Consider the following 22,570-nt stretch of genomic DNA (forward strand, 5'->3'; position numbering starts at 1 on the left):
GTGGCCTTTGTCAATGGTTTAAAGATTGAGTTGTTCATGAGGAGGACTCAATCTTTTTTAGGCTGTATTTGTAAGCGCTATTGTCAAAATGATAATCGCGTGCTATTATATGAAATTGAACCGGTTCAATTATATTCAATAAAGGGAGAAATGACTGTGAAATTCGTAGATAAACTGTCAGAAAAGATGTTGCCGTTTATTTCTAAACCAATAATCAGCGGCATCTAATTGCAATTCGGGATAGCTTCATTGTGACAATGCCACTTGTTATGGCGGCCTCGCTTATGGTTTTATTAAATGCGCTAATTTTCTCAAACGCCGCTGTTCAAAAGATTGTTGATTTAAGCGGATTAGCTGATCTAGCAACAATTGTGAATAATGGGACGATGAGTATTTTATCAATTGTGGTCTGTTATAACATCGGTGCTAATTTAGCAACGCATTATGTTCGCTCTGGGAAAGTGAACGATCCTGCATTTAGTGCAGTTCATGCTGGTATTTTAAGTTTGGCAACAATGTTTATTTTGATGCCTGTGACGAGTTCCGTCACTTTAGCAAATGGGAAAACGGCGGAAGCAACAGGCGTTTTCTTGCAAAGTTTAACCTCGTCATCAGGACTTGCAACAGCGATGTTAGCGGCATTGATTAGTACGGAGTTATTCATTCGTTTTACAAAGTTTGAAAAAATACGAATCAAGATGCCAGAAGGCGTGCCACCAGCAGTTGCAACCTCGTTTAATTCATTAGTCCCAGAAGTCTTGGTTGTTTTGATTTTTGCTATTTTTGTATTTATTTTAAATGTGACAACCGGGTTGAATGTCCCTCAATTAATCGACCTTGCGATTCAAACGCCACTAAAATCGTTTGTATTATCTGTACCGGGAACGTTATTCTTACAATTCTTCTCAGATTTCTTATGGGTCTTTGGGATGCATGGGTCTAGCATTTTAGCGCCAGTTCGCCAAGCACCATTGCTACAAGCCATTCAAGAAAATATGGCGGCTTTTTCAGCAGGACATGCGATTCCAAATATTATTACAGAACCTTTTACAAATGCGTTCGGCTTGATTGGTGGGGGCGGCTGTATTTTACCGTTAGTGATTGCTATTTTATGGGCTTCACGGCGGAAAGATCAACGGCAAGTTGCTAAATTAGGGTTAACAACTTGTTTCTTCAATATTACAGAACCTGTTATGTTCGAGTTACCAGTTGTTATGAACCCAATTTTCATGATTCCATGTGCCATCATTCCATCAATCAATTTAGTGATTGCTTATTTTGCAACAAGCTTAGGTTTGATTAGTAAAACGGTAGCGGCTGCACCATGGATTACACCGCCTGTTATTCAATCTTTCTTGGCAACTGGCGGTGATTACCGAGCAGCGATTTTAACCATCTTATTAATTGGTTTAGATGTCTTTTTATTCTTACCATTTGTCATTGCAAGTAACAAAGTATTAACTGAGGAATGAGGTTTTTGAAATGCAGTATCCATATCAAGACGCAGCGCTGACCATTCGTGAGCGGGTCACTGATTTACTTTCACGCATGAGTACGCAGGAAAAAATTGGTCAAGTGAATCAACATCTTTATGGATGGGAAACTTTCGAAGATTCTCAGTCATTAATGTTTACAGAAAAATTCAAGGCGCATGTTGAATGGGGCGGCGGTGTCGGTGCACTTTATGGTTTATTTCGCGCAGATCCATGGTCAAAAGTGAACTTTGAAAATGGCGTTCGTGCACAGGATAGTTGGCGAGTTGCTAATAAAGTTCAAGAATATGTCATGGCGCATTCACGCTGGGGGATTCCAGCATTAATTGTTGAAGAATGTCCTCATGGCCATCAAGGGCTTGAAGGAATCTCGTATCCAACTAATATTGGCCGCGGCAATATGTTTAATACACGGTTAATGCAGCAATCATCGCATTTGATGGCACAAGAACTAGCGCTTAAAGGCGTTAACCTAGCGCTTGTTTCGACGCTTGATTTGGTCAAAGATCCACGTTGGGGCCGTTCAGAAGAATGTTTTGGTGAAGATCCCATTTTAGCGGCGCGGATGAGTGAAGCCGTTGTGGCGGGTTTTCAAGGGGATTTAATTCAAAGTGATGTTGCTTTCTTAGACCAACCTGCTAAACCGCGAACGACTGATGCCATTGGTGTTGTATTGAAACACTGTATTGCGCAAGGTGAAGCATTGGGTGGCCATAATTCAGGCACCGTCACAATTGGCCAACGTGAATTTTCAGACGTCTATGAACCCCTTTTGAGTAGTGTCAAGAATGCGGCAGGTGTGATGGCTGCTTATAACGATGTGGATGGGGTACCGTGTCATATCAATCAGCCGTTGTTGACTCAAGATTTACGGGATGTAAATGGGTTTCAAGGGATTGTGATGGCAGATGGTGTTGCGCTTGATCGGTTATCAGGAATCTTTGAAACACAACCAGAAGCTGCGGCGGCAGCCTTAAATGCAGGTGTCGATCTAAGTTTATGGGATCAGACATTCCTAACGCTTGATCAAGCCATTGAAAATGGCCTAGTAGACGAAGCTGCCTTAGATAATGCTGCTGGCCGAGTACTAGCGTTGAAATTCCTGTTGGGTCTGTTTGAACAACCCTATGTACAAGCCCCGAATGCGCAATTGACGGCCTTACTTGAAAAAGCTGATGCGCTGAATCTGCAAGTGGCACGTGAAAGCATGACGCTTGTTAAGAACAATGGGCTTTTACCAATCCGGAATCAGCCGCAAAAGATTGCGGTGATTGGCCCCAATGCTGATGAATTATATAATCTCTTGGGGGATTATACAGCAGCACAAAGTTCAGCGCGTCAAGCGCAAACAATTTATCAAGCGATTCAAGAAATGTTTCCCAAGTCGGAAGTCGTGTATGCATTAGGCTGTGAGGTGCGTAATTCAATTCATCAAGAAGAGGCAATTGCCAAAGTAGTTGAGCTTGCGCGCGATGCCGATTTAATCATCCCTGTATTAGGTGGTTCCAGTGCACGTAATTTTGATATGGCCTTCCTAAGTAACGGGGCAGTGAGTTCAAAAGGCATCAACATGGATTCTGGTGAAAATGTTGATGTCGCATCACTTAGTCTGGGGGGCCAACAAGAAGTGCTGCTCAAGCAATTGAAAGCACTAGGCAAGCCAATTGCATGTGTCATGGTGCAAGGCCGGCCATACGATTTAACACTGGTAAATGAACTTGCAGATGCTGTATTGATTGCTTGGTTTCCTGGTCAACAAGGTGGTCGCGCAATTGCTGAAACTTTAGTGGGACTTAATAATCCAAGTGGTAAGTTGAGTGTATCTTACCCACGCAATACCCAACAACTACCGGTTTACTACTATCAACGCGATGCTGCTAAACAAGATGATTACTATGATGAGGTTGGCCAACCGTTATATCCATTTGGTTACGGACTTAGTTACGACCAATTTGATTATCGACAATTAGCGGTTAAGCAAATGGTTGACAAACTAGTTGTAACTGTTAAAGTAAAAAATAACGGACAGTTTGTAGGCCAAGAAAGTAGTTTATTATTTGTCAAATTAACTGGTGGAGCAGTTATTCAACGGACGAAGCTGTTAAAAGCTTTCCAAAAGAATGCCTTCCAACCAGGTGAAGAAAAGAGCATTACTTTCGAACTACCTGCTGCTGATTTTAATTACATGGATATTGATAATCAGGTGAAACGTGCGCAAGCAGCGACTATTATGGTTGCTGATTTAGCGGAGAAAATCACTTTATCGATATAAGCGGGGAATAAGAATGTCATCTGTTAGAGAAGTCGCTGAATTGGCCGGAGTCTCGGTCGGAACTGTTTCACGGTATCTGAATGGGCAACAGCTTAAAGCAGCTAATCAAGCCAAGATTGCAGCGGCCATTGAGCAACTCGATTACAAACAAAATATTATCGCTAAAGGATTGAAGAACAATCAAAGTTTTTCAATTGGTTTATTGATGAATAGTATTTCAAGTCGATTTGGCGCGGAAGTTGTTTCTGGAATAGAACAACGCGTTGAGCAACAAGGGTATAGTTTATTATTGAGTGGTTTTAGTGACAAACCAGCGTTAATTGATCAAAAAATTGATTATTTAATGGCGCATTCGATTGATGGTTTAATTGTTTTCTTAGCAGGTGAAGAATGGCAAGGAATGGAACGACTAGCGGCACTTGATATTCCGGTTGTGACGATTAATAACCCAAATCAGCTACGCAATGTTGATTCGATTTTATTAGATGATCGCGCAAGTGTGGCACAAGTGATGCAACAAATTATTGATCTCGGACACCAGAATATTGGGATGATTGCCGCTAATCAGGATGATTATGTTGCCCGTGAACGACTGGCAGGTGCTAAACAGACGATGGCAGCTTATCCAGACAGACAGTTACATGTTTTTGAAGGTGACTATTCTCGGACTAGCGGGTACCGCGGTGCCCAAGCATTATTAGCCGAAGGTATTACAGCTTTATTTGTCAGCAATGATAGTATGGCCTTTGGTGCGCTCACTTATTTATCAGAAAATGGTATTCGGATTGGCCAAGATTTACTATTTGGTCACTATGATTATGCCGATGAACATCAATTTGGACAGTTGCCAATCCTATCGATTCAACCGCCAACAGAAGCGATTGGATTGGCAGCTGCTAAGTTGTTATTAGATCGGCTCCAAAATAAGACTCAGTCAGATGGTCAAACGATTTTAATGCATCATGAAATCAATGGTCTAAACTGAATCATCGAAAAGGGCGAGTAGAATAATCTACTTGTCTTTTTTGAGTTTAATCCTTAGGTTATTAATTTACCCGTCCCCGATAATGGGGTACACTTGTGGTGTACATTATTTTGCATGATTATTGAGGAGGGCTTGGCGTGGCACAAAAAATGATTTTGGATTTAGATACTGGGATTGATGATGCGTTAGCAATTGCTTATGCATTGGGATCATCAGAAGTCGATTTAATCGGGATTACCTCAGAATACGGCAACGTTTTGACTGAACGAAGCGTTGTGAATAGTCAACAAATTTTACATTTATTAGGTCATCCAGACATTCCAGTTTATTTAGGGGCTGGGCATTCGACGACGACGCATGATTTTAGCGTCTTACCAATTAGTGCGGAAATTCATGGTCAAGACGGCGTTGGTGAGATTCATCTGACAGAGCCCCATCCGGAAATGGCAACTGAATCAGCCGTTGATTTTATATTACGTGCTTGTCAGGCGTATGGGGCTGACTTGAGCATCGTGGCAACTGGCCCGATGACGAATTTAGCGTTAGCGATTCAAAAAGATTTACCAACTTTGAAGAAAGTTGGTCAAATCGTGATTATGGGTGGCGCCTTAACAGTTTGTGGTAATGTGTCTCCATTTGCTGAAGCTAATATCAGTCAAGACCCTGAAGCGGCGGACTTACTCTTTAAGAGTGGTTTGCCGGTAACGATGGTGGGCCTTGATGTCACGTTGCGCACACTTTTTACACGCACCGATACGGCAGAATGGCGCGCACTCGGTACACCAGCAGCCAAAGCTTATGCCGATATGGTTGATTACTATATCAAAGCCTATGAAGTCACTTCTCCCCATTTGCACGGCTGTGCCTTACATGATCCCTTAGCAGTCGCTGTTGCAATCGATCCTAGCTTAGTCACGACTTTCCCATTGAACTTGAAGACTGAGATAGAAGGCCCGTCACGTGGACGAACAATTGGGGATAATGCCCGCCTAGATGATCCAGCAACGCGGACGGCGGTTTGTGTACAAGTTGATACGCCGCGTTTCTTAACTGAATTTAAATCAAGAATTGGACAATTATTAGCGCAGTAGAATGAGCCATATAGAATTTCAAAAAAGAGCTACGACAAAAGTCAATTTTTTGTCGTGGCTCTTTTTTTATTGTACACAATTAGCATAAAAAAAATAATATTTTTGAGCAATTGAAACCCTTTCAAGATGTGGATAAATGCGATTATTTCACAATGTTAATATAGTTATTATAAGCATATTAATATGAGAACCATAATTGGAAGCGATACATTGAGGACAAATGAAAGGGGTGCAATGAAATGGAAAAGAATAGTAGGATGAACCAAAAGCATTTATTGCGACGAAGTTTGTATGTGTGTAGTGGGACTCTTTTATTACTGAATAGCGGCGCGGGGATAGCAAGCGTGGTTGTTATGAATCAAAATCGAGTGCAAGCGAGCGAAGTAGCGCCTAGAGCTGGCTTAGCCGATATCTCGATTTTAGCCAACGCGAGTCTAACATCGGTGACAGGAACAGATATGACATCGAACGCGCAAGGCAGTTATGATTTAGCATTGAAGTATTCTGGGACCGGGCTGGCATCAGTTGGCGTCGCGGATAAGAAGGTCTTGGTTTATGCCTTACCTGCTGAGTTACAAGGAAAAGTGGTTGGTGGTGCAACTGTTGATATTGACGCTAATCTATTACCAATTACACCAGGCGATATTCCGGGGGTTAGTTTACTTTTTGGTGCGTTAGGGACGGCGATTGACGGGGTTGATAAACTTGTAGCAATCCCAGCCGTTAAGGCAGCCTTTGATAGTTTAAGCACTATTCAGAACCTAGGTGCCTACCAAGAAACGTTACCAGCGACTGTGTCACCAGATGGTAAAACCATCTCAGTTGACTTCACACAGGGCTTTGGCAAGTACGTCCATCAAGCTTATGTGGCACTATTTGATACATTACGGGATACGATTGCCGCGATTGATGTTAAGAACCCAATCGCAGCGATTCCGGTTAAATTACTTCAAGAAGCGAGTGCTGATTTATTTGCGATCATTGATGCAATTGCCGATGGGACGTCCGATATTTTAGATAACGCCTTAAACGCCAACCTCTTAGGTTCCATGAATGGCACCTTGCACACCACGGTTAGTGATCCAGGGGTTGCCAGTGCGACTGTTAAAGCTGGTGCCATCAATAATGCATTGATTTCAGCCGATGTTTTAACGGCAACTGAGCAAGAAGGCGAAGCTGTTACACTTAATTTTCCAACGACGGCGGTTAATCCCATTGAAAATTATGATGTTGCTGCCCCAGTCATTACGCAACCAGTGGCCGGTCAAACACAGGTCGCCGGTCAAGTTACCTTGACGCAACCAATTCCGGATGGGACAACATTTGAAGCGGTGGTCACGTTACCAGATGGTAGCACCAAAAACGTACCGCTTGCAGCTGACGGCACCTTCGTTGTGGATACTGGTAGTTTAGTCGACGGCCAAACTATTTCAGCAAAAGTGGTTGCGACTAATGGAACTTACACGAAAGACAGTCCAATCACAACCGCAACGGTGACAGCTGCACCGATTGAAAATCCAATTGCTGATTATAACGTCGCGACACCAAGCGTTGCCCCGTTAACGGCAGGTGATCCGGAAATCACAGGGCAAGTCACACTGAACCAACCGATTCCGCTCGGAACGACATTTGAAGCGGTGGCAACTTTACCAGATGGCTCGCAATTAACAGGGACTGTCGAAAGTGATGGGACATTCAAAAGTGCTGGTGTTGATCAGTTAGCTGCCGGGCAAACGGTAACTAACGGTTAAAGTCGTCGCAACTAACGGTTCGTATACCAAAGACAGTGCTGGCGTACAACTCAACGTTGAAGCGGCACCAGTTGAAGATCCATTAGCAAATTATCAAATGGCAACGCCAACGATTGATCAAGCGCGTGATGGCGATACTAATATCACAGAGCAAGTTACACTCAGTCAACCAATTCCAGCCGGCACCACATTTGAAGCAATTGCAGTCTTACCTGGTGGCCGCCAAGTCACCGGTGCAGTCAATGCAGATGGCAGTTTCACAGTGGCAACCGGCGACCCATTAGTTGCTGGAACACAAGTGGCAGTTCATATCAAAGCGGTCAACGGTACCTTCTCTAAAGAAAGTACACCAGCAACAATGACAGTTGCAGATGCCTTACCAACCAACCCAATTGAAAACTATGATGTGCCGGCACCACTTGTCACACCAGCAGTGGAAGGCGATAAGAGCGTTAAGGGGCACGTGAACTTGGTAACGCCAATTCCGGCCAACACAACGTTCAAGGCATTGGTTACTTATGAAGATGGGACAACTGCTGAAGTAGCGGTTCCTGAAACCGGTGATTTTGAAGTGCCAACCCGGACTTTGGTGGCTGATGAAAAAGTTACAGTAAAAGTCATTGCCCAAAATGGGATGAATCAAAAAGAAAGTCCAACGACTGAAATCACAATTAGCAAGGCAGTTGCAACTGATCCACTAGATGGTTATACCGTACCGAAACCAAGTGTTGATCCAGTAACAAGTGCGGATACAAGTGTGACTGGGCAAATTACCCTCAATAATCCACCAGTCGGAACAACTTTTATCGCCAACGTTAAAATGGCGGATGGTTCGATTAAGAAGGCAAATGTCATGCCAGATGGCACCTTTACAGTCGCAACTGGCGCATTAGAAGCCAATGCGGTATTAGAAGTTACCATTACCGCCCAAAATAGTGGTTATGAAAAAGTGAGTGATCCAACGACCGTTACGGTCAGCAGAGCCGATCCACTTGAAAATTATGTGGTTGCTAAACCGAGTGTTGATCCAATTAAAGAAGGCGATCAAGCTGTCACTGGTAACGTGACTCTCAATAAACCAGTACCAGATGGCACCACTTTTGAAGCGGTGGTCACTTTACCAAATGGTGCTCAGATTACAGCAACTGTTGATGATCAAGGGCAGTTCACAGTACCAGTGGCTGGGATTAAAGAAGGCGACAAGTTAACGATCAAAGTCGTTGCGCATAACGACGGTTTTGATAAGGATAGTGATCCAGTGAATGTAACCGTTGACAAGGCTGTGCCAACGAATCCGTTAGAAGGTTATGGCGTTGCACAACCAGTTGTTGACCCAGTGAAGGCGGGCGATACAGCGGTTACCGGGAAAGTGACCTTGGAAGAACCGATTCCTGCTGGGACAACTTTTGAAGCGGAAGTGACTTTACCAGATGGTTCAATGAAGACCGGGATGCTCAACCCAGATGGTACCTTTACCGTTGATACGGGCACATTGGCAGCCGGGGATGAATTAATCGTCCACGTGATTGCCCATAATGGTGCAAATCAAAAAGAAAGTAATCCTATCCATGTGATCGTTGCAGCCGATACAACCACGAATCCAATTGAAAACTATACGGTGAACGCACCCGTTGTTAATCCAATGACCGACGGCGAAACCCAAGTGACTGGGTAAGTGAACCTTGGGATTCCAATTCCAAACAGGACAACCTTTACCGCAGTTGTTACGCTAGCTGATGGCACAACGACATCGGCACCCGTTGCAGCTGACGGTCAATTTACAGTCGCAACCAACACATTAGTTGCAGAGACAACAGTCGGTGTGAAGATTGTCGCAACGAACGGCACATTTACTAAAGATAGTTCGATTGTTTATCAAACGGTTAGTCCACAACTTGATACGAATCCGTTGGCAAACTACACGGTCAATCAACCAACCGTTGAACCAGTGACGGCCGATCAAACGAGCGTGAAAGGCCAAGTCACTTTAGCAACGCCAATTCCAGACGGAACAACGTTTGAAGCAACCGTTACCCTACCAAACGGGGCACAGAAAACGGCGGCAGTTGATGCAAATGGGAATTTCGAAGTGGTGACTGGGCGCTTAACCGCAGATAGTGACTTAAGTGTTAAAATAACAGCCAAGAACAGCACTTACACGAAGGATAGCGAAAATGTATCAGTCACAGTTGGTGCATCAACCGTTGAAAATCCGCTTGAAAACTATGATGTCGCAGAACCCGTTGTCGATCCCGTTAAGGAAGGCGACAAGCAGGCCACCGGTAGCGTGACATTGACGCAACCAGTGCCGGACGGAACTAGTTTTGAAGCAGTCGTGACATTACCAAATGGTGACAAGATTACAGCAACTGTTGATGATCAAGGGCACTTCACAATGCCAGTTGATGGGATTAAAGAAGGCGACGAGTTGACGGTTGAAGTCATCGCCCATAACGGTGACAACGAAAAAGCGAGTGACCCAATTATCGTGACGGTCGACAAAGCCGCAGTGACGAATCCAATTGAGGATTATGACGTGGCAACACCAACATTGAACCCTGCAAAAGCGGGCGAAACAGCGGTTAGTGGGACTGTTGAATTAGGCGACTTCCCAGAAGGGACCACCTTTGAAGCTATCATGGTCATGCCAAATGGACGGACCCGAATTGTTCGTCTCGATAGTAGCAATGCCGCAGCTGATGGAACCTTTATAATTCAAACGGATGCATTAACCGCCGGACAAGTAGTTCAAGTGAAGATTATCGCTACTAACGGTACCTTTACTAAGGAAAGTGCAACCGCTGAAATGACAGTCGCAGCTGCCAATCCAACGAATCCACTTGAAAATTACAACGTCGCAGAACCCGTTGTCGATCCTGTTAAGGCAGGCGATAAAGCTGTGAGGGGTAGTGTGACATTTACGAAACCAATTCCGGAAGGGACTAACTTTACAGCAGTGGTGACATTGCCAAACGGGATTCAAGTGAGAGTACCAGTTGATGAAAATGGTCAATTCGCAGCCCGTGTTGATGGTCTCAAAGCTGGTGATCGAATCATTGTTCAAATTCTTGCGGAGAATGATGGTTATCAAAAAGCGAGTGTTCCAGTTGATATTCTGGTTTCTGCCAGCGATCTCGGTAATCCTGGAGGCAATGGCAACAATAACGGTAACGGTAACGGAACAGGTAATAATGGCAATGGTACCGGTGATGGCACAGGTATTGGCAATAACGGTTCAGGTTTAGGCAATGGCCAAGGCGGATCAAGCAATGGTCAGCTTGGTAGTCACGGACCTGGTACGTTAAAACCATTATCCATTAGCTCAAAAGCCTTGAATCAAGCTAATAATCGTCAAAGTACTAATGGTCAACATTTACCACAAACTGGTGAGAAATCAACCAGCGTTTGGAGTTGGCTAGGTATGTTGGTATTAACAGCCGCACTATTCATCAAACGTTTAGTCCCAATTAAACGCGATAAATAAGCGGCAAAAAAGGAATCAGCGCATATGACGCTGATTCCTTTTTGCATGGGGATGTGTTAAATCGCGTTAGTGGGGATTGAACCCACATGGACCAGTGAGCGCGGTTGAGAAATGATTGTGCCTTCGAAACCAAACATTCTTAACCGCAAAACCATTACCGATTCTAGGGAGGAATTTCAAATGGACTGGTTCGTTTTACCGTTAAACTATAACGCATTGGGTGTGTTAGATATTCTTAGGGAGGAATGATCTAAAAAACACGTGGGTCAGATTGTTTCTTGGGAGGAATTCATCTGATGTATAAAGAATAACAAGCAATTATGAATAAAATGTGACGAAAAAGCCATGAATTTGAGAGAAATTTAAAATGATTGACGAAAAGTAAGTGTTTTTGTTTGTGAAGTATTTTGAAAGCGACTACAATTTGTTTGTAATCATTAATAGGGGGAATATAAATGACAAAAGTTTTGATTTTAGGCGCGCACGGACAGATTGCACAATTAGCACGGCAACAATTATTAGCGAATACGGATGCGCAATTGGTGTTATTCTTGCGCAATGCTAATCGCCTAACGGTTCAAGACGCCGATCGTGAACAAATGATTGATGGCGATGCTGGTAATCAAGCGGATTTAGAAAAAGCAATGACGGGCGTTTCAGTGGTTTACGCCAATCTAGCTGGTCGGAATATTGAAGCGCAAGCCAAAGCGGTGGTGGCCGCTATGAAGGCTACTAACGTCAAACGGTTAATCTGGATTTCAACATTGGGGATTTATGATGAAGTTCCGGGGGCATATGGTAAGTGGAATCATCAGATGTTAGATGATGGCTACTTACCAACTTATGCAGCGGCAGCAAAAGTCATCGCAACATCCGAGTTGGATTATACAATTATTCGGCCAGCATGGTTGGATGATAAGGATGAAATCGATTATGAAATCACGCACCGCCATGATATCTTTAAAGGCACCGAGGTTTCTAGAAAGAGCGTTGCTGCAGAGGTGGTACGCCTCATTCAATCGCCAAATGAAGCCATCGGCGATTCATTGGGATTGAATAAACCCAATACAGACGGTGATAAACCAGCTTGGTATTAAAAAAGTTGTTGAAAAAGCCCCACCGATTCGGTGGGGCTTTTTCAACGCTAGATTTGTACGAATCAAGCAAGCAGTGTATACTGTGACAAGCATCGGGTAGGAGGGCGACCATTTGAAGAAATCAGCTATTTTTTTGACAATAACATTGTTGTTTATGATGGCTTTTACATCAGGATGTCAAAAAGACGCCACAAATGAAAAAAACACACAAAAGATTGAAAAAACAAAAACAGTTACGCCGAAAAACGGTATTATGACGCTGACTGATGAAAAACCTAAAAGTAAAGCAAAAACTATCAAGGGTTATATTTATCGAAGTGGCAACGATTATATGGTGTTGAATTCAGAAAAAGGCTATATTAAAAATGCAAAATATATGCAGGGCTATTTAGAAACTGAGCATACGCAAATGACTAATCTGTTTTTTATGGAACCCAATACAATGGCGATTGCACAAAAACAGGTTAACCAATTTGCTAAAACGTTTAAGTTAGCGTATGGCAAGGTCGTTTATGACGAGCTACCGAGTTCCAATAATGTAAGTGTCGCTGTAGGGACCATCACCAATGAAAATTTAGGTAAACTACCCAATATAAGAATCTACAAAATCTACTATCAAGTTATCTCTAGATAAGCCAGATGACCGGTCACAGCGCGACTGGGCATCTTTTTAGATTCAATCACTAGGTATGCCGCAAAATGAAGCGTGTTTCGCAGGTTGCATACTCTGAGTAACATATGTAAAAAATCGACTTAGTCTAACATGAGACTAGGTCGATTTTTTTTTGCAAATATTCGTATTCTTATTTTTATTTTTGTGAATTTCCTTGTATTGTAAGGCAAAAGAAAGGTGTGAGTGATATGCAAGGGATTATTCAACAAAATTATCAAGGGATTGAAGCCCTCCAGATTAAGTCAATTGAAGAAGGCCCGCTGACGCCGTTGTCAGTGATGATTCGCAACAAGTTCGTCCCGGTGCTGCCCTATGATTGGCAGACGGAAAGCGGGGCGCTGACCGAGATTCGCCCGATACAATTACCAATTGTGATTGGCTATGGCTTCGGTGGAATCGTTGAACAAGTTGGCCGACTACGGCATTCAAGTTTAATCGGTCAAAGGGTGATTGGGATGCAGCCGAATGGTTCAGCGCAGGAGGTTATCAACAATAAAATTCCGCCACTGTTGTTCAAAGTACCTGATCAAGTCACATTAGCAGATGCGACAACGCTCGTTGGGGGTGCCGACGCAGCGCTCCACGCAATTAAAGTCCTCCAGATTCAATCAACGGATACGGTTTTAGTCACCGGTGCTTCTGGCGGCGTTGGCACCTATTTAATTCAGTTATTGAAGTTAGCCGGGGCCACAGTGATTGCCTTGGCCAGTGCCGAGAATCAGGCTTTTGTTCGTCAATTAGGTGCCGATAGCGTTTTGAATTATGAAGCCGATTTAGCCACACAATTCAGCAATAACAGTCAGCCCAATAAAGTCATCGACACAGTTGGCCAGCAAGCACTCCTCCAATTAATCTCTACAAGTTATGGTTCACTAAGAATACTGTCGTTGTCGACAACCCAATTCTTACCCACCAAGCCAGGGTAAGATTTTCATTTCAGTAATGGCTCAATCGGGATTGGCGGTTATCAATACCTATTACAACTATTAGCGACCAAGCAGATTAAGGCCGATATTCAAACGACTTATTCTTTTGAAGATGTTAAAAAAGCCCAAATGATTGCTAAGAACGAGCATTCACAGGGCCGGATTTTATTAACCTTTTAGAAATGATAGCGGGATTGATTGAAGATCTCTGCTAGAGTGTCGCTTTTCAGACTAGCTGCCGTAGCGGCTTGCGGATCATTGAGCGCAGTCGCTGTCTTGGCGACTAGCAAGAATAAGTCGGCTAACATGTAGTGTGAATCATGATTGCTGAGCCAGTCAATTCCTTGATTGGCGATGGCAAAAGCTTTTTGAAAGTGGTGATCTTGATAGAGTGCCAGACTATACAGGTAGAATAAGATATTAATGTTCTCGTCATAGTGCGTGAACCGCCCTGCATTCACAATTGCGAGGACGTGTTCGAAGTCAGTTTGATTAGTATGGGGCGTACTCTTAATAAAGCTGATACTACTGAGAATCAAAATCTCAGTAGGCGTTAAAACTTGTTGGCGCGGTGTAAACGTATAGTCGAGTGCCATTTGTAGTTCCCGTAAACTATCCGTGGTTGTATGAAGTTCTTGGAATACTGCGATGCCATGATAGTAGTAGTAGGTCTGTAAATCGGTCGCCAGTTCAAGGTGTTCGGCCAAGCCAGTCGTATCCAAATAATCTAACATACCGCGATAATCGTGTGCATTGCACAGTTGTTTAATTTGTTGATTGAATTCGGGTTGTTGATCAATTTCGGGATAATGACTTAACAGCGCTTGTTCTAACGGCATATTAAGCCGTTCGCAGAGTTTTGCTAACAAAATGGCGTTTGGAATATAAGTGCCGTTTTCAATATGACTAATCATCGGTTGCGAACAAATATCCTGGGCTAATTGATGTTGGGACAAGCCTTGCGCACGACGAACCGTAGCGAGTTTACGCCCCATGGTCGCGGCAAGTAGATTATCGGGAATAGCTGGCACTACTAACACCTCACTTCATATGATTGCTTTAAATTTAACATGCAATTTTCAAAAAGAAAAGGAGCTGGACTGCATGCCAGTATTGATTATTATATTAGGGTTTGCGTTTATTTTCCAAAAGCCATTAGTGTCTGCAGTTACCATTGTGTTTGGCGCGCTATTGGGTCTTTGGTTACTCAGAGGAATAATCGTCTTGATGATGTTGATAACACTTGGCCATTATTGGCGTCAGAAAAATTAAAAAAGACCGCTGAATAAGCGGTCTTTTTGATTGCTTAGAATTGATAGTCCGGGTCAATAATCAAAACGGGTTTGACTGTTTCACCTTTAATAGAGGCTTCGTTGGCAGTGTTGATGTCTTCGAATTGATAAAATTTTTCGGTTTTATCAAAGGGGAACATGCCTTGACGGTAGAATTCGATTAAACGAGGGACGTCGATTTGCGGAATGGAGTCACCCATGTTGACGCCGACGACGGATTTGTCGTTGACACATAAGTCGTTCCAAGTATCAAGATCGATGTGGTTTGGGGTTACGGCAATTGTTGCTGACACCCCACCTTGGCAAAGCGCCTTAATTGAATCTTCCATGACTGGTGTAATCCCCGTGGTATCGACACAGAAGTTCACGCCGCGCCCATTTGTGAGGGCTTGGATTGCTGCGACAACGTCGTCTGTTTGACGACTGTTAATCGTATCGGTTGCACCGAGTTCTTTAGCGAGTGCGAGCCGGTCGTCGATGATATCGACAGCGATCACTTTCGTACAGCCCGAAATTTTACCGGCCATCATGGCTGCGAGTCCAACAGCACCAGTCCCGAAGACGGCGATTGTGTCGCCAGGTTTTGGTTTTAAAGTATTTAAAACAGTGCCACTACCGGTCACGTATCCACAACCGAGTGGTCCGAGTTTGCGTAAGTCTAAATCGTCAGGGACTTTAACCGCATTTCGTTCGCGGACAACGGTTGTGGTTGTGAATGAAGATTGATCGAACATATCGGCAACGTGATGGTCATTTTCAGTAAAGTGGGAACTACCATCAGGGCGCACGCCGGATAAGTTATTTTCTGCGTAGTTGAGGCATTGTGTTGGAACGCCTTTGAGACAGTTTTCACAGATGCCACATGCGTAGAATGAGAGAACGACATGGTCGCCAACTTTTAAACTTTGAACGTTTGAACCGACTTTTTCAATAATTCCGGAACCTTCGTGGCCGAGGACGATTGGATAGCCAATAATGGCGTCGCCTTTACGAAGCGCTTCGTCTGAGTGACAAATCCCACTAGCCACCATGTGGACTTGAACGTCGTCTGGGTGGAGTGGTGCGAGTTCGATGTTATCTTTAATGACAAATGGTGCGCCTTGTTGTTCAACAACAGCTGCTTTAATTTTCATGCAATGATCTTCTAACTTAATTATTTAATTCACAAGATTATTATAGCATTGTTGAAATCGTTTTCAATTAAAAATTGACATTGGCGCTAAAATTGCCAACCATGTTGTTCTAAGTCCCACTGGCGCTTAGGCAGACCACTCACATACGGGTTACCAGCGACATAATAGCGATAAGGAAGTTGACCACTCGCTGCTTTATAATTGACCCCGATTCGTGGCGCGGTGACAATTGATTTGGGGTGGCGACGATGCGCTAAATCAATCATTAAAGGGGCGTCCGCCACATTTTGAAAAGTCAGTTGTTTATCGTGAATGCCGAGGGCGCCCATTAATTTACCGGGGCCGTTAGTCAGTTCGACGCCAGGTTTCGGGCGATTGAGGCGCATTTGTTCAATGCCGTGGGTCGGTTCGATGGCGCGAATCAAGACGCCTTGTGGTTGATCCACTGCTTGGGTCACGATATCAAATAGAAAGAAACCGCGTAATTGATAGATATAAATTGTACCAGGCTCATGATAGAGCGGCTCGCTAAAGGGTGTGCGGCGCCCATTGTAAGCATGCGCGGCAGTGTCATCGGTGCCGACATAGGCTTCTGCTTCCACAATGAGGCCGCCAAGTGTGCCTTGGTGGCTGGTATAAAGCAAGTGAGTTCCTAATAAATCTTGCGCGATGGCTTGGGTAGACCGGTTCGTAAAAAATGATGGTGCTGCTGGTTGGCTTGGTGTCATAATTAAAACCTCCGAGTTAAAACGAATCAGCTTTATTTTAACACCAAAGACATGACATTTGTCATCTGTAAGTCATGACAAAATCGTCTAACGACAAAACGGAATCACTTCTATACTAGGGTTATTAAATGAGGTGATGACAATGATTGAAATTAAACAAGTGACAATGCAATTCGAACAACAAGTTGTTTTAAATCAGGTAGACTTAAGTGTTCAACCTGGTGAGATTGTTGGCTTAGTGGGTGCAAACGGCGCCGGCAAGTCAACATTGATTAATTTAATTTTAGGCCGACTCCAACCAACGGCTGGCGAGATTCGGATTTTAGGTCAGAAGCCAACGGAGAAAGAACATTTCAACTTATTGGGTGCGATGATGCAAGGAAATGTCCGATTGGCTCGGGTCAGTGTCATCGAAGAATTAGAATTGGTTTGCAGTTATTATCAACAGCCACGGTCAGTCACTGAATTATTAACGCTAGCTGATTTGAAGGCACAGGCTCATAAGATGGTGTCCCAACTTTCAGGTGGTCAATTACGCCGCCTCTCCTTTGCTTTAGCCATGGCAGGCAATCCGGATTTGCTATTCTTGGATGAACCGACCGTTGGAATGGATGTTGGCAGCCGACAAAAATTCTGGCAGCAAATTGAACAGTTAAAAGAAGCCGGCAAGACGATTATTGTCACGTCGCATTATTTAGAGGAAATTGAACACATTGCAACCCGGATTTTATTATTGAAAGATGGCCAGTTCCAATTCGATGGTGACTTGGCAACATTACAACAACAATTTAAAGGAACGCAGATTCGCTTTACGACTGATTTACCAGCAGCTACTTTTGCAAAATGGCCAGGCGTGATCCGCGTGACGAAGACTGGGGCCAAGGTGCTGTTGCAAGTTACCAAGAGCGATCCGATCTTAAGTCAATTAGCACCAATGATGGGGATCCAGGTTCATGATGTGCAGGTTCAAGCAAGCTCATTAAATGAAATTTATAGCGAAATGATGGAGGACTAAAAAATGCAAACAATGATGGTACAAACAAAAATAGACTTTAAACGCGCATATTGGCGTAATCCACGCTTTGTTATTTTTTCACTCTTAATGCCGATTGCGTTTTATCTCTTGTTTACGAAAGTAATGAAACAGGGTGTGATGAATGCAGCATTCAATCGACAATACATGGTCAGTATGGCGACCTATAGTTTAGTTCTCAGCAACACGTTTACTTTATCGACATTACTTTATAATGACGCACGGGATGGCTTGGTTTCCTTAATCGATTTATCACCAACCAGTCATCGGACTTATTATGGGGCTAAGTTGTTGAACTTAGGCTTAATCAATGCTTTAACGATCGGCGTCATTTTCATAGTTGCTGGGATTAGTAATCAAATTCATTTAGTGTGGTCCAGTTGGTTATTAACGGCGGGCTGGTTGTGGTTTGCCAGCATCCCCCTTTGTTTAATTGGGATTAGCATTTCATTTTTAACAGATGAAAATCAGATTCAACTGGTGTCTAGTTTGTTAGCTTTCCCCTTAGCAATTTAAGGGGGATTATGGTGGCCAACAGAAATAATGCCCAAAACAGCTCGCGTGATTGGCAAGCATTTGCCGGTTTATCCGATTAATCATATTGGCCAAGCGCTGATTGCGCATCAACCCGCACACTTGGGTGAATATGGCATCACGTTGCTCTGGGCTGGGTTATTACTGGCAATTGTCGTATACTTAAACCATCATAAAAGAGGAGTGATGCATGCATGAATTTTTTTAAACGCTACATTGCCATGCCACCCCAATATGGCTTATTTCCATATGTTTGGTTGATTTTCTTGCTCTTTCCAATTGGTTATGCGTTTCCGTATCAAACGGTTAAGCAGCAAGCGATTATGGGCTTGATTCTGATTTTCTTGGTGGCTTATCGCAATGGGTATGTCGCATCGCGGTATCGCGCATTCTGGATTATCTTACAAATGGTGACCAGTGCGATTTTAGCAGTCATTATCCAGGCGTTTTATCTGAATATTTATACTGCCTGGGTGTTTGGTTCGATTCCCATGCGCCGCCGAAGTTTCTGGCGCTATTACTACGCTTATCTGTTGTCACTAATCATACCAGCGGTCACCCTATATTGGTATTATGGTGGTCATATGGGACGCGATGATCTGATTGGCTTAATGGTGTACGGCTTGTTCTGCATCTTTTCACCATTTGCGGCTAGCTCGATTCAGCGTTTCAATCGGAAAAATCACCAATTAACGCAGACCAATCAGCGATTAACCGATATGATTAAGCAGAACGAACGGCAACGAATTGTACGGGATTTACACGATAATTTAGGTCAGTCATTTTCAATGATTACGCTAAAAGCGGAATATGCACGTAAATTATTGGCGAAAAAACCGGACGCGGTACCCGAATAACTACTCGAGATTGAACAAGCCTCCCGTCAGAATTTAAAAATGGTGCGTGAGATTGTCGCTGGTTTACGCCAAGTGACCGTTGCTGAGGAATTGATCAATCAAGAACGGAATCTCAGCGTTGCAGGTATTTTACTGCTGACTAAAAATGAAGACCAACTTGAGGGGATTCCACAACAAAATCAACAAGTGCTTGCGCAATGTTTACATGAAGCCGTGACCAATATAATTCGCTACAGTCAGGCAACGGAGTGTTACGTGGTTTTTAATCGAACCGCAACGACTTTTCAGATGCAGATTGAAGATAATGGTCGCGGATTGAAAAGCGAAGATCAATATAAGAGTCATGGGATTGTGGGCATGCGCGAACGGTTAGAAACGATTGATGGAGAGTTGATGGTCGATGGTCGCCGGGGCACACAGTTGACGATGACGGTGCCACTTAAGATGGAGGGAAGGGCATGATTAAACTTTATTTGGCAGAAGACCAGCAACTATTGAATACCGCTTTAGCGGGCATTCTGGATTTAGAGGATGATTTGACGATGGCCGGAACCGCCGTCAATGGACAAGTCGCACTTGATCAGATTGAAACCCTCCAACCAGATGTTGTTTTGTTAGATATTGAGATGCCGGGCATGACAGGGCTTGGGATTGCGCACCAACTACGATTTTAAGCAAATTGGATGCAAGCAACCGCGTTGAAGCAATTCAGATTGCACGGCATAATGGCTGGCTGTAAGAGGCAGTAAAATTGCCTCTATCATGATTGTTCTCTATGATGAAAGCAAACAAGGAGGACGAAACAATGGCATTAGCAAATTTGCATAAATGGGCGTTTTTCTATTTTTCACCAGACTTTTCACCTGAATAAAATACGGTGATTAACCGTAATCCAATGGGAACGTGCGAGATGATTACCGTCGGGTTCGATCCACGTGCTAAAGAAGATGGTTCAATTATTGAAGTCGCTAAGCAATTGAAGGCAGAAGGCATTCAATTTATTGAACTCTGTGGGGGCTTCGGACCAACCTGGACGACTAAAATTAACGAAGCACTAGACTTCGCCATCCCAGTCGGAGCAGTCATGTATGGTCCAGAATTCAGAAAACAATTGTTTGAAATAATGAACTAAAGAGTGCGTCAAAAGCGGGTATACTGCGAGCATTAGCCTAACAAGACGAATGATTGCTGAAAGCAATCATTTGACTTGTGTAGCTAAGCACAGCAGTATGCTTTTGAAAGCACGTTTCGGATAAGAGTGCGTTCAAGCTGGTCAACTTTTGAGCATTAGCACAGGGAAGCGAATTAGCGACGCAGTCGATGATTTGATTCACAGCGCTAAACGCAGGAACATGGTTTGAAAAGCACGTTTAGGGTTAACCGGAAGGGTATGACTTACAGAGCATGTTTAAACCAAAAGCGCCGGCAAAATTAATTTTGTCGGCGCTTTTTTAGGCTTATTATTTAACTTTTGACTGATGATTTGGTATGCTCTACTTATTAAATGTAAGGAGGCGTGTCATGCAAAGAGGGCGGCAGTTCTTAAAACTTAGTGTTAGTGCAATTTTTATATTCGGGGTGTTCTTATTATGCCAAGTTTCGGGGGTGCAAGCCAAACAGGTTCTTCAGCTTGGCGCGCAAGCACCACTAGATACCATTGATATCTCGACTTCAACGGGATATGGTCAAACAGGGAACATTTATGAAAGTTTATTCCGGCTTGGTGAGAACGGTAAAATTGAACCAGGCTTAGCGAAATCGAGTTCAGTTTCAGCTGATGGTAAGACGTGGACATTTAAACTGCGTGATGCCAAGTTCAGTAATGGTGACCCGATTCGGGCACAAGATTTTGTCTATTCATGGCAACGGACATTGAAACCAGAAACCAAATCACCTTATACAAACCTTTTCAGTAATATCCAAAATGCCCCAGCGATTGCAAAAGGTGAGCTGGCACCAGACCAACTCGGCATACGGGCAGTGGATGAGCACACGTTGGAAGTCACATTATCCACACCTGTGGCCTACATGAAAACCTTGATGGCTTATCCATTATTTGCCCCACAGGATCAAAAAGTGGTTGAAAAATATGGTAAGAAGTATGCGACGAATGCGAAATACATGGTGTACTCTGGTCCGTTTAAGTTAGTTAACTGGAATGGGACGAGTGAGAAGTGGCAATTTGTGAAGAACAATCAATATTGGGATCGCAAAAAGGTAAAATTAGACCAAGTCAACTATACCGTGTTAGAAAATACCAGCACCGCGCTTTATCTTTATCAGGAAAAGAAACTGGATTTAACCCAGTTGGATAATCAACAAATTGATAATTATCGGGATGATAAAGCATTCCATAGATATCCTTATGCGTTGACGAACTACATTAAATATAACTTCAAATCAGCAGATGAACAGAAAAAAGCACTTTTGAATAACCAAGACTTTAGATTGGCGATTTCGTTAGCGATTAATCGTAAGACGTTGAATAACCGGCTATTCGGTTCGAAGAAAAACGATATTACTGGTTTCGTGCCAGTGGGCTTAGCCGACTCCCCTAAGAAGGTGGACTTTGCTAAATCACAAGCCGTGCCAGATACCGTGGATTACAATCAAAAATTAGCGCTTAAACATTGGCATGAAGCATTGAAAGCGACTGGTCAAAAGAAAGTTGCCCTCACCTTAACGCTTAATTCCGATGATGCCAACGCGTCATATGTTGGTCAATATCTCAAAGGTCAACTTGAAAAAGTCTTACCAGGCTTCAAGTTGACATTAAAGACCGTGCCAAGCCAAGTTTCAGCGAGTCGTGATAAAAAAGGCGACTATGATTTATTACTCGCAGGTTGGGGGGCAGATTTCAAAGACCCAATTTCGTTTTTAGAAATCATGTTACCAGGGGCTGCAAGTAATACCGGCGGCTTCGACAATCCAGAATACAAAGCTGCCCTTGACCGCGCAATGAATGCCGATGCGAACGATCCTGACAAACGTTGGGCGGACCTCGTGACGGCTGCGCAAGTCATGAATAAAGTCCAAGGGATTACACCACTCTATCAAAATGATACGGCATACTTGAAGAATCCAAAGGTCAAAGACGTTGTGCATAACACAGCTGGCGCACAATGGAGCTACAAGACGGCTTATATTAAATAGCGTGTGAATATCAGCCGGTTATAGCCTGAGGATTAACAAGAAAGGCGCCAGTCCAAAATCTATTTTTT

20 protein-coding genes and 2 pseudogenes are annotated in these 22,570 nt (G+C 43.5%); 19 read left to right on the plus strand and 3 right to left on the minus strand.

What is annotated here, in order from left to right; translation table 11 throughout:
* Positions 1-156: 156 nt before the first annotated feature.
* The 10 genes and pseudogenes from LCU_RS00640 (at position 157) to LCU_RS00685 (ending at position 13,772) form a co-directional block, all read left to right on the plus strand.
* Positions 157-1,472: pseudogene (locus LCU_RS00640) on the plus strand (PTS sugar transporter subunit IIC).
* Positions 1,473-1,482: 10 nt separating this feature from the next.
* Complete coding sequence (locus tag LCU_RS00645; RefSeq protein WP_056966219.1) at positions 1,483-3,765, plus strand: glycoside hydrolase family 3 C-terminal domain-containing protein; 2,283 nt, start codon at positions 1,483-1,485, stop codon at positions 3,763-3,765.
* A gap of 13 nt (positions 3,766-3,778) precedes the next feature.
* Positions 3,779-4,750: a LacI family DNA-binding transcriptional regulator gene (locus LCU_RS00650; protein WP_056966217.1), complete on the plus strand. Its 972-nt coding sequence runs from the start codon at positions 3,779-3,781 to the stop codon at positions 4,748-4,750.
* Positions 4,751-4,899: 149 nt separating this feature from the next.
* Positions 4,900-5,841: a nucleoside hydrolase gene (locus LCU_RS00655; protein WP_198331808.1), complete on the plus strand. Its 942-nt coding sequence runs from the start codon at positions 4,900-4,902 to the stop codon at positions 5,839-5,841.
* Positions 5,842-6,194: 353 nt separating this feature from the next.
* The gene (locus LCU_RS00660; RefSeq protein ID WP_054644138.1) at positions 6,195-7,592 is read left to right on the plus strand and encodes an adhesive domain-containing protein; all 1,398 of its coding nucleotides are present in this window, start codon (positions 6,195-6,197) and stop codon (positions 7,590-7,592) included.
* A gap of 97 nt (positions 7,593-7,689) precedes the next feature.
* Complete coding sequence (locus LCU_RS00665; RefSeq protein ID WP_056966213.1) at positions 7,690-9,267, plus strand: AbrB/MazE/SpoVT family DNA-binding domain-containing protein; 1,578 nt, start codon at positions 7,690-7,692, stop codon at positions 9,265-9,267.
* Positions 9,268-11,076, plus strand: a complete 1,809-nt coding sequence (locus tag LCU_RS00670) for an LPXTG cell wall anchor domain-containing protein (RefSeq protein WP_054644142.1) — start codon at positions 9,268-9,270, stop codon at positions 11,074-11,076.
* 455 nt (positions 11,077-11,531) lie between these two features.
* Positions 11,532-12,173: an NAD(P)H-binding protein gene (locus tag LCU_RS00675; RefSeq protein WP_004265962.1), complete on the plus strand. Its 642-nt coding sequence runs from the start codon at positions 11,532-11,534 to the stop codon at positions 12,171-12,173.
* A 112-nt stretch (positions 12,174-12,285) separates the two neighbouring features.
* Positions 12,286-12,807, plus strand: coding sequence for a hypothetical protein (locus LCU_RS00680; protein ID WP_004265974.1), 522 nt, complete (start codon positions 12,286-12,288; stop codon positions 12,805-12,807).
* Between the two features lie 227 nt (positions 12,808-13,034).
* Positions 13,035-13,772 carry a zinc-binding dehydrogenase gene (locus LCU_RS00685; RefSeq protein ID WP_004265890.1) on the plus strand — a complete coding sequence of 246 codons (738 nt, stop codon included), beginning with the start codon at positions 13,035-13,037 and terminating at the stop codon, positions 13,770-13,772.
* A gap of 176 nt (positions 13,773-13,948) precedes the next feature.
* On the opposite strand, the gene LCU_RS00690 is transcribed toward LCU_RS00685, so the two are convergent.
* The gene (locus LCU_RS00690) at positions 13,949-14,803 is read right to left on the minus strand and encodes a helix-turn-helix transcriptional regulator (RefSeq protein WP_052202678.1); all 855 of its coding nucleotides are present in this window, start codon (positions 14,801-14,803) and stop codon (positions 13,949-13,951) included.
* A gap of 73 nt (positions 14,804-14,876) precedes the next feature.
* Here LCU_RS00690 and LCU_RS09845 point away from each other — a divergent pair, with 73 nt between their 5' ends.
* Positions 14,877-15,044, plus strand: coding sequence for a hypothetical protein (locus LCU_RS09845; protein WP_004265902.1), 168 nt, complete (start codon positions 14,877-14,879; stop codon positions 15,042-15,044).
* A gap of 34 nt (positions 15,045-15,078) precedes the next feature.
* Here the strand turns inward: LCU_RS09845 and LCU_RS00695 are convergent, their stop codons facing one another.
* Both LCU_RS00695 and LCU_RS00700 read right to left on the minus strand, forming a co-directional pair.
* Positions 15,079-16,197, minus strand: coding sequence for an NAD(P)-dependent alcohol dehydrogenase (locus LCU_RS00695; RefSeq protein WP_054644144.1), 1,119 nt, complete (start codon positions 16,195-16,197; stop codon positions 15,079-15,081).
* Between the two features lie 86 nt (positions 16,198-16,283).
* Entirely contained in the window at positions 16,284-16,925 is a 642-nt protein-coding gene (locus tag LCU_RS00700; protein ID WP_056966841.1) for a DNA-3-methyladenine glycosylase, read from the minus strand.
* A 142-nt stretch (positions 16,926-17,067) separates the two neighbouring features.
* On the opposite strand from LCU_RS00700, the gene LCU_RS00705 reads away from it, so the two are divergent.
* The 8 genes and pseudogenes from LCU_RS00705 to LCU_RS00735 all read left to right on the plus strand — a co-directional run bounded on the left by LCU_RS00705 (position 17,068) and on the right by LCU_RS00735 (position 22,502).
* On the plus strand, positions 17,068-17,940 hold the full coding sequence (locus LCU_RS00705) for an ABC transporter ATP-binding protein (RefSeq protein ID WP_081038337.1): 873 nt from the start codon (positions 17,068-17,070) through the stop codon (positions 17,938-17,940).
* 3 nt (positions 17,941-17,943) lie between these two features.
* Positions 17,944-18,474: an ABC transporter permease gene (locus LCU_RS00710; RefSeq protein WP_232505298.1), complete on the plus strand. Its 531-nt coding sequence runs from the start codon at positions 17,944-17,946 to the stop codon at positions 18,472-18,474.
* 27 nt (positions 18,475-18,501) lie between these two features.
* A complete protein-coding gene (locus LCU_RS10025; protein WP_235805434.1) occupies positions 18,502-18,690 on the plus strand; it encodes a hypothetical protein in 189 nt (62 codons plus the stop codon).
* Positions 18,687-19,349, plus strand: coding sequence for a histidine kinase (locus tag LCU_RS00715; protein WP_056966843.1), 663 nt, complete (start codon positions 18,687-18,689; stop codon positions 19,347-19,349). Before LCU_RS10025 ends, LCU_RS00715 begins: the two co-directional genes overlap by 4 nt.
* A 39-nt stretch (positions 19,350-19,388) precedes the next feature.
* A complete protein-coding gene (locus tag LCU_RS00720) occupies positions 19,389-19,811 on the plus strand; it encodes a sensor histidine kinase (RefSeq protein WP_054644148.1) in 423 nt (140 codons plus the stop codon).
* Positions 19,808-20,014, plus strand: a pseudogene (locus tag LCU_RS00725) (response regulator); the annotation flags it as partial. The gene LCU_RS00720 and the pseudogene LCU_RS00725, both read left to right, overlap by 4 nt.
* A 245-nt stretch (positions 20,015-20,259) precedes the next feature.
* Positions 20,260-20,481, plus strand: a complete 222-nt coding sequence (locus tag LCU_RS00730) for a DUF6506 family protein (protein WP_231118790.1) — start codon at positions 20,260-20,262, stop codon at positions 20,479-20,481.
* Between the two features lie 389 nt (positions 20,482-20,870).
* Positions 20,871-22,502: a peptide ABC transporter substrate-binding protein gene (locus LCU_RS00735; RefSeq protein ID WP_056967088.1), complete on the plus strand. Its 1,632-nt coding sequence runs from the start codon at positions 20,871-20,873 to the stop codon at positions 22,500-22,502.
* The last annotated feature ends 68 nt before the right edge of the window (positions 22,503-22,570 follow it).

This window comes from Latilactobacillus curvatus JCM 1096 = DSM 20019 (genome assembly GCF_004101845.1).
In the GTDB taxonomy this organism is placed as follows: Bacteria; Bacillota; Bacilli; order Lactobacillales; family Lactobacillaceae; genus Latilactobacillus; species Latilactobacillus curvatus.